Raw genomic sequence first — 7,893 nt, 5'->3', positions numbered from 1 at the left:
GCTCTTTCTCATGCGAATCTCCTCAGCTCACGCGACGAGAAAATTCCACTTATGCAGCCCCTTAACCATGGGGAGGATTGCCCAGGGGCCTGGCAGCCCATTAGGCAAAGACCCCGGTGAGGCGGGGTCTTTACGGCTTGTCGGCGTCAGAAGCTGTAGCCGATCCGCACGCCCACGGCCCAGGCGTGGTTGCCCGACATCTCGGCCCGCGCGGTGTCGGGCGTGTCTGTTTCGGCATAGGCTTCGCCCAGCTTGACATAGCTGACGCCGGTCGTGACCTTGATATTGTCCTGAGTATAGATCGCGGCCAGGGTCACGCCCTTGCGGCCATTGGTCGGAGCAAGCGGCGAGACCAGATCATTGTTTTCAGGCTCATACATGAACGAGATCGAGCCCGACCAGTTCTCGGTGAACTTGCGTCCGACGCCGATGGTATAGGTCGTGGTATCCTCAAGCGAGACCAGGCCCTCCTCGATCCCGAAGCTGGATACCAGCATCTGCGGGTTCACCTTGAACTCGGACCAGTTCACCCAGCGGATCGAGCCGAAAAGCAGCGTGTCGGGGGCGATGCCGGTCTGGCCTTCAAGGACCCAGCTTCGCGGTGTCTTGACCTTGGTTTCGCTGTCGAGCTGTCCGAGGACGCTGGTTTCCGTGGTGTCGAACTCATGCTCGATCGGAGAGTTGTAGGTCAGAGAGATCCGTGCCGCGATATCGGGCCGTTCCCATGCGGCGCCGGCGACCCAGCCCAGACCCCATGCGCCGTCCAATTTGACATTATAGTCCGAGAGCGCGCCATAGGCCGAGCCGCTCAGATGCACCTCGCCCTCGGCATGCGATCCGCGCAAGCCGCCATGGACCGAGAAGTTGTTCTGGAACTTGTAGCGCAGAAGGGCGGTATAGGTGGTCGAGTCCACGTTGACCGAGGTGCCGCCCAGCATGACCGAGCCGCCATCCGCCACGCTTTTATAATGGATGTCCGAGCCGAAGGGCTGCTCCATGATGAAGGCGCCCGACAGGTTTTCGGTGAACTGGCGCTTATAGGCCAGCCCGGCAAAACCGTAGCCCGTGGCGATATCGCCGGTCTTGCGCCCGCCATAGATGGCCAGATCGTGGCCGGAAACCTTGGGGCTCACGCCGCCGAAGCTCAACTCAAGGTAGTCACCCTCTTCGAAGAGCGGCGAAAGCGATTGCGGCGCGCGTTCGATCCCGCCCGCAAGCGCGGGGCCGGCGCCGGTTACCAGCAGGGCCATCACTATCCTGATTTTTCTCATATTTTCTTTCTCCCCTGAACGGCTTTTCATCCGCCTGTTCCCGAAGCCTGCCGCGATCAATCTCATGAGTCATCTCTAGCGCCGATCAGACGCAGCGTCTCGGGGCCACTCAATTTTTTCGTGTATTGCTGCGGCTATGACACAGCTCTGATACGAAGGCTCCCACGCGGTCGCGCCGGGGAAGGCTGCCGCGCGCTCTGGACATTCGGGGCGCCGCGTGAAATGGGAAACTGCCAAACGAACCCCTGATAGGATGCTCTCATGCAGATTCGCGAGGCTTTGACCTTCGACGATGTTCTTCTGGTTCCCGCGGCCTCCTCGGTGATGCCCTCGACCGCCGATGTGACCACTTTCGTCACCCGGCAGATCCGCATGAACATCCCCTTGCTGTCCAGCGCGATGGATACCGTCACCGAAAGCCGCATGGCGATCACCATGGCGCAGGCGGGCGGGATCGGCGTGATTCACCGCAATCTGACCACCGAGCAGCAGGCCGACGAGGTCCGCCGGGTGAAGCGTTTCGAATCGGGCATCGTCTACAACCCGATCACGCTGAGCCCCGAGCAGACCATCGCCGACGCCAAGGCGCTTCAGGAACGCTATAGCGTCACCGGGTTCCCGGTGGTGGATGCCTCGGGCCGTGTGCTGGGCATTATCACCAACCGCGACATGCGTTTCGCCAGCGACGACCGCACCCCGGTCAGCGCCGTGATGACCGCCGAGAACCTGGCGATCCTGCGCGAACCCGCCGACCGTGCCGAGGCCATCGGCCTGATGAAGGCCCGCCGGATCGAGAAACTGCTGGTCACCGACGGCAAAGGCAAGCTGACCGGCCTTCTGACGCTGAAGGATACCGAACAGTCGGTTCTGAACCCCTTGGCCTGCAAGGACGAGCTGGGGAGGCTTCGCGTGGCCGCCGCCTCGACCGTGGGCGATGAGGGGTATGAGCGCAGCCTGGCTCTGGTCGAGGCCGGGGTGGACATGGTGGTGATCGACACCGCGCATGGCCATTCCGAGGGGGTCGCCAAGGCCGTGGCCCGCATCAAGGCGCATTCGAACCAGGTTCAGGTCGTCGCCGGCAACGTCGCCACCGCCGAGGCGGCGAAAGCCCTGACCGATGCCGGCGCGGATGCGATCAAGGTGGGGATCGGGCCGGGCTCGATCTGCACCACGCGCATCGTGGCGGGTGTGGGCGTGCCGCAGCTGACCGCGATCATGGATGCGGTGCGCGGCGCGGGCGACGTGCCGGTGATCGCGGATGGGGGCATCAAGTTCTCGGGCGATTTCGCCAAGGCGATCGCGGCGGGGGCAAGCTGCGCCATGGTGGGTTCCGCCATCGCGGGGACGGATGAAAGTCCGGGTGAGGTGATCCTGTATCAGGGCCGCAGCTTCAAGTCCTATCGCGGCATGGGCAGCCTTGGGGCGATGGCGCGCGGCTCGGCCGATCGCTATTTTCAGAAGGATGCGGCCTCGGACAAGCTGGTGCCGGAAGGGATCGAGGGGCAGGTGCCCTATAAGGGTTCGGCCGCCGCCGTGATCCACCAATTGGTGGGGGGGCTGCGCGCCGCCATGGGCTATACCGGCAGTGCCACCGTGGCCCAGATGCGCGGCGGCTGCGAATTCGTGCGCATCACCGGGGCGGGCTTGAAGGAAAGCCATGTCCATGACGTGCAGATCACGCGTGAAAGCCCGAATTACCGGCTGGGCTAAACCTTATTTTAACGGCTTCCTGCCATGGTCCCGGGGACATGAGCAGGGACCGTTTCGATGGCACATTTCCCCGGAAAGGACGACCGTCAGCCGCGCGGGCTTCGGCCTTGGCCGGCGCGGCCGGCATGCGGCGCTGCGCCATTGCCGCAATATCGCCGCCCTTTGCCTGAAACTCCTCGCGCGCTCCGTGCCTTGGGGTTCGGCACGGGGGGCGCTCTAGGGTGATGGCGATGGATCCGATCCCGCCGCATGGTTCGCATGCGATGAACATGGACGGGCTGTTGTTCGGCCAGCAGCCGCTTTCGTTGATCCAGGTGGCGGCGACGCCCAATGTGCAGGAGCAGGGCGGGGTTGTGCTGATGCTCTGCCCGCGACTGGATCGCAAGCCGGCGCGCGACCTGCGCGTCGCCATCTCCTGCGCCCGCGCCGCGATCTGGCGTGCCACCACGGGGGCCGAGATCGAGGCGATGCTGGCCCAGATGCGCGAGCAGGGCCAGCCCTTCGACCAGGACACGCCCCTGTTTCAGATGCGCCTGGAGGGGATCGAGCGCGAGCGTGAGGTCACCTCGCAACTGGGTCGCACCTATCGCCTGACGGTGTTCGAGGTGTCGCGCTGGTTCTATCGCATCCGCCCTGGCGGCACCGTGATGCGCGGCCAGCCGGTCAACCATTGATGGCGCGACTGATCATCGCGCTGGCGCTGCTTTGGTTGGCGCTGCTTTGGTTGGCGCCGCAGGTCTTCGCCTCGCGCGGGCCGGTGCTGCCGGGTGCGGATGTCTGCGAATGGGCGGCGCATCAGGCGGCCGAGGAAAGCGGCGTGCCCTTCGACATCCTGGGTGCCCTGACCCTGACCGAGACGGGCCGGCGCATGGAAGGCGCCGTCCGCCCCTGGGCCTGGAGCGCCAACGCCGAGGGAGAGGGCACCTGGTTCGACGATCCGCAAAGCGCCGTGGCCTTTGCCGAGGATCGGGTGGCCCAGGGTCGCGTCAACCTGGATATCGGCTGCTTCCAGTTGAACTATCGCTGGCATGGAGAGGGGTTCGCCTCGGTCGCGCAGATGTTCGATCCGCTTGAGAATGCCCGCTATGCCGCCCGCTTCGTGCGCCAGCTTCATGCCGAAACCGGCGACTGGCGCGCGGCGGCGGGGGCGTTTCATTCGCGCACCCCCGCGCATGCCCAGCGATATCTGAAACGCTTCGACGAATTGCGGGCGCTGTTCCGGCAGCGCGGTTTCGACGGCCTGACCGAGGGACCCGAGACCTATAACAGCTTCGCCGCCATCACCTCTGGCGCGCGCGAGGTGGTGCGCGAAAGGGTGATGCTGCTGGGTGCTCCGATGGGAACCGGCGTGACCGGCATGCCCGGATCGCTGGCGGTGATCGGCGCGGGGCGCGGTTCGTCCCTGGGTGCCGGGCGCGGGGCGATCCTGGTCGCGTCGCGGGGCGAACTTCTGTCCCGCGACGGGCCGGAGGCGGGGCGCGGCACCAGGGTGTCGGGCAAGGGACAGTCGGCTGGCGGTCCTGCCGATCCCGACTGGGACATCCAGATCGTCAACCCTTCGCCCAAGTGACCGGCGCCCGGCTTGACTTTGCGGGGGCTGGGGCCTTCTTGGGCCGAAATCGCCAGAACGGAATGCCCCATGACCCCCGCTGCCCGCGCCCAGGCCGCCATCCAGATCCTCGACCGCATCCTGGCGGGCGATCCCGCCGAAGCCGCTCTGTTGCGCTGGTCCCGCGCCAGCCGCTTTGCCGGCTCGGGCGACCGGGGGGCGGTGCGGGATCTTGTCTTCGACAGCCTGCGCCGCCGCGATTCGCGCGCGGCCCTGGGGGGTGGCCTGAGCGGGCGCGGGCTGATCCTCGGCATGTGCCGCGAAGAGGCGATCGACCCCGCCACGCTTTTTACTGGCCAGGGCCACGCGCCCGAGCCGCTGTCCCCGGCCGAGACGAATACCACGAATGCCGAGACGAATGCCGGGGCGCGGGCGGATGATCTGGATCTGCCCGGTTGGCTGCGCCCCCTCTGGTCCGATGCGCTGGGGGATCAGGCCAATGCGGTGGCGCTGGCGATGCGGGATCGCGCGCCGGTCTGGCTGCGGGTCAACCGGCTGCGCGCCACGCCCGAGCAGGCGCGGCAGGCCCTGGATCGGGACGGCATTCGGACCGAACCCGCGCCCCGGCTTGCCACCGCGCTGCGGGTGCTGGAAGGCGCGCGCAAGCTGGCGGGTGCGCGCGCCTATCGCGAGGGGCTGATCGAATTGCAGGATCTCTCGCCGCAGCTTGCCTGCGCGGCCTTGCCTGCCTCGGGTCGGGTTCTGGATTACTGCGCCGGGGGCGGCGGCAAGGCGCTGGCCCTGGCTGCTGCGGGGGCCAGCGTCACCGCGCATGACATCGACGCGGGCCGGATGGCGGACCTGCCCGCGCGGGCAAAGCGGGCGGGTGCGCGGATCCGCATCGCCGAACCGGGCCAGGTCGGCGGTGCATTCGATCTGGTGGTGACGGATGTGCCCTGTTCGGGCAGCGGCACCTGGCGGCGCACGCCGGACGCGAAATGGCGCCTGGGACCGCCCGATCTTGCCCGCCTGACCGCGCTGCAAGGCGCGATTCTGGATCGCGCCTCGTCCCTGGTCGCGCCGGCAGGGCATCTGGCCTATATGACCTGTTCGGTGCTGCGGGCCGAGAACGACGCGCAGATTGATGCATTTCTGTCGCGTCACCGCTTTGATTTGCTTGAGCGGCACCTTTTCACGCCCCTGACTGCCTCGGATGGGTTCTACCTTGCGTTGATGCGCCGGGGTTAACCTGCGATTAACCCCCGGCCGCTATGAAGGTCGCGTAAAGGCGGCAAAGGGGAACGGCATGATGTCAGCTCGGGTCGAGGCGATGCGCTCGGCGCAGGTTCTGGTGCCATTTCTGGCACTACCCGCGCTTCTGGGGGCGTTGTGGCTGGCGTTGTCGCCGCACGCCCTGGATGACAGGGTGCTGGTGCTGACCATCGGCAGTGCCGTGATGGCCTGGTATCTGCTGGGAGTTGCGATTTCGGGGCTGCATTTCCGGGCTGCGGCCATCCGCCGGCGCGAGGTGGCGCGGCTGCGATCGGCGGTCGCGAGCCATGCCGGCGCGGCCCTGCTGGTCGAGCCGGGGGGCAGGGTGCTGCAACAGAACGACATCGCGGTCGGGCTTTGGGGCGACATGCTGGGCGGGCGCATCGCCGATCTTCTGGGCCGCAGCCATGCCGATCCCGAGCAGGTCTGGCACGACATCGCGACCGGCCTGCGCCGCACTAGGCGATATGCGCTTGCCCTGGCCCAGGGACAGCGTTTCCGCGTCACACCCACGGGGGCCGATCTTCAGCTTTGGCTGGCCGATGTGCCGACGGACCCGCCCGCGCCGGTGGCGCTGCCCAGCGGCGGGGACGATTTCGACGGCCTGCCGGTCTCGATCCTGATGCTGGACGCATCGGGGATGATTCTGCGGGCGAATAGTGCAGCGCGCGAATTGCTGGGCGGCGTTGAGCCGGGGCAACCCCTGTCTGCGCTCGTGGACGGGCTGGGGCGCGAGATCGGGGATTGGGTCTCGGATGTTTGCGCCGGGCGCACCGTCGGCGGGACCGAGGTGCTGCATCTGCGCGGTGACGGCCCCGACCGCTTCGTCAAGGTCAGCCTGGCCCAGGGTGGCGCGCAGTATGTGACCGCGATTCTGTCGGATGCCAGCGCGCTCAAGACGCTTGAGGCGCAGTTCGTGCAAAGCCAGAAGATGCAGGCCATTGGCCAGCTTGCGGGCGGGATCGCGCATGATTTCAACAACCTGTTGACCGCGATCACCGGGCATTGCGATCTGCTGATGCTGCGCCACGACAAGGCCGACCCGGATTATGCCGACCTGGACCAGATCAGCCAGAACGCCAATCGTGCCGCCGCGCTGGTGCGCCAGTTGCTGGCCTTTTCGCGCAAGCAGACGCTGAAGTTGCAGATCATGGACCTGCGGGACACGCTTTCGGACCTGACCCATCTGCTGAACCGCCTTGTGGGAGAGCGGATCGTTCTGACCTTCGACCACGATCCGCATCTGCGCATGATCCGCGCCGACCGCCGCCAGCTTGAGCAGGTGCTTATGAATCTGGTGGTGAACGCCCGCGACGCCATGCCCCAGGGTGGCGATATCGTCATCAGCACCGACAACCTGTGGCTTGATGACGTGACCGAGATCGGGCGCGCCACCCTGCCCAAGGGCGATTATGTCCGGGTCCAGGTGTGCGATCAGGGGTGCGGCATCGCCCCCGAGGAACTCAGCAAGATCTTCGAGCCGTTCTATACCACGAAACGTCTGGGCGAGGGGACGGGGCTTGGTCTCTCGACCGCCTACGGCATCGTCAAGCAGACCGGCGGTTATATCTTCTGCGACAGCCTGCCGGGTCAGGGCAGCACCTTTTCGCTGTTCTTCCCGGCGCATGACCGCAGCGAAATGATCGAGGTTCCCGAGCAGCCGGCGCGTCCCATCGCCTTGCCGAAGGGCGAGCAGGAGATCACCGTCCTTCTGGTCGAGGACGAGGCGCCTGTCCGCGCCTTCGCCAGCCGGGCCTTGAAATTGCAGGGCTTCAACGTGCTGGAAGCCGGTTGTGCCGAGGATGCGCTGTCGCTTCTGTCGGATCAGCGGCTGGCGGTCGATGTCTTCGTGACCGATGTGGTCATGCCGGGCATGGACGGGCCGACCTGGGTGCGGACCGCGCTGCGCGACCGGCCGCAGACGCGCGTGATCTTCATGTCCGGCTATGCCGAGGATGTCTTTGCCGAAAGCCGGTCTCCGGTGCCGGACGCGGCCTTCCTGGCCAAGCCGTTTTCGCTGTCGGACCTGACCGCCCTGGTCGTGCGGCAGTTGGAGGTCCAACCCCGAGAGGCGGCGCCCTGACCCGCGCC

At 66.5% G+C, this 7,893-nt stretch carries 6 protein-coding genes; 5 read left to right on the top strand and 1 reads right to left on the bottom strand.

Annotated features, from left to right (window positions below; translation table 11 throughout):
* Positions 1-146: 146 nt before the first annotated feature.
* Positions 147-1,250, bottom strand: a complete 1,104-nt coding sequence (locus QM682_RS16780; RefSeq protein WP_415131787.1) for an OmpP1/FadL family transporter — start codon at positions 1,248-1,250, stop codon at positions 147-149.
* Positions 1,251-1,532: 282 nt separating this feature from the next.
* On the opposite strand from QM682_RS16780, the gene guaB reads away from it, so the two are divergent.
* The 5 genes from guaB (at position 1,533) to QM682_RS16755 (ending at position 7,885) form a co-directional block, all read left to right on the top strand.
* Complete coding sequence (gene guaB, locus QM682_RS16775) at positions 1,533-2,981, top strand: IMP dehydrogenase (protein WP_415131785.1); 1,449 nt, start codon at positions 1,533-1,535, stop codon at positions 2,979-2,981.
* A gap of 230 nt (positions 2,982-3,211) precedes the next feature.
* Entirely contained in the window at positions 3,212-3,655 is a 444-nt protein-coding gene (locus QM682_RS16770) for a hypothetical protein (protein WP_415131783.1), read from the top strand.
* Positions 3,655-4,551 (top strand): hypothetical protein, encoded by an 897-nt coding sequence (locus QM682_RS16765; protein ID WP_415131781.1) that lies wholly within the window; start codon positions 3,655-3,657, stop codon positions 4,549-4,551. The genes QM682_RS16770 and QM682_RS16765 overlap by 1 nt, the downstream gene beginning before the upstream one ends.
* 69 nt (positions 4,552-4,620) lie before the next feature.
* Positions 4,621-5,778, top strand: a complete 1,158-nt coding sequence (locus QM682_RS16760; RefSeq protein ID WP_415131779.1) for an RsmB/NOP family class I SAM-dependent RNA methyltransferase — start codon at positions 4,621-4,623, stop codon at positions 5,776-5,778.
* Between the two features lie 58 nt (positions 5,779-5,836).
* Entirely contained in the window at positions 5,837-7,885 is a 2,049-nt protein-coding gene (locus tag QM682_RS16755; protein WP_415131777.1) for an ATP-binding protein, read from the top strand.
* Positions 7,886-7,893 lie beyond the last annotated feature (8 nt).

The organism is Paracoccus sp. (in: a-proteobacteria) (genome assembly GCF_047605025.1).
Taxonomy (GTDB): domain Bacteria; phylum Pseudomonadota; class Alphaproteobacteria; order Rhodobacterales; family Rhodobacteraceae; genus Paracoccus.
This window is presented reverse-complemented; position numbering and strand designations above follow the sequence as displayed.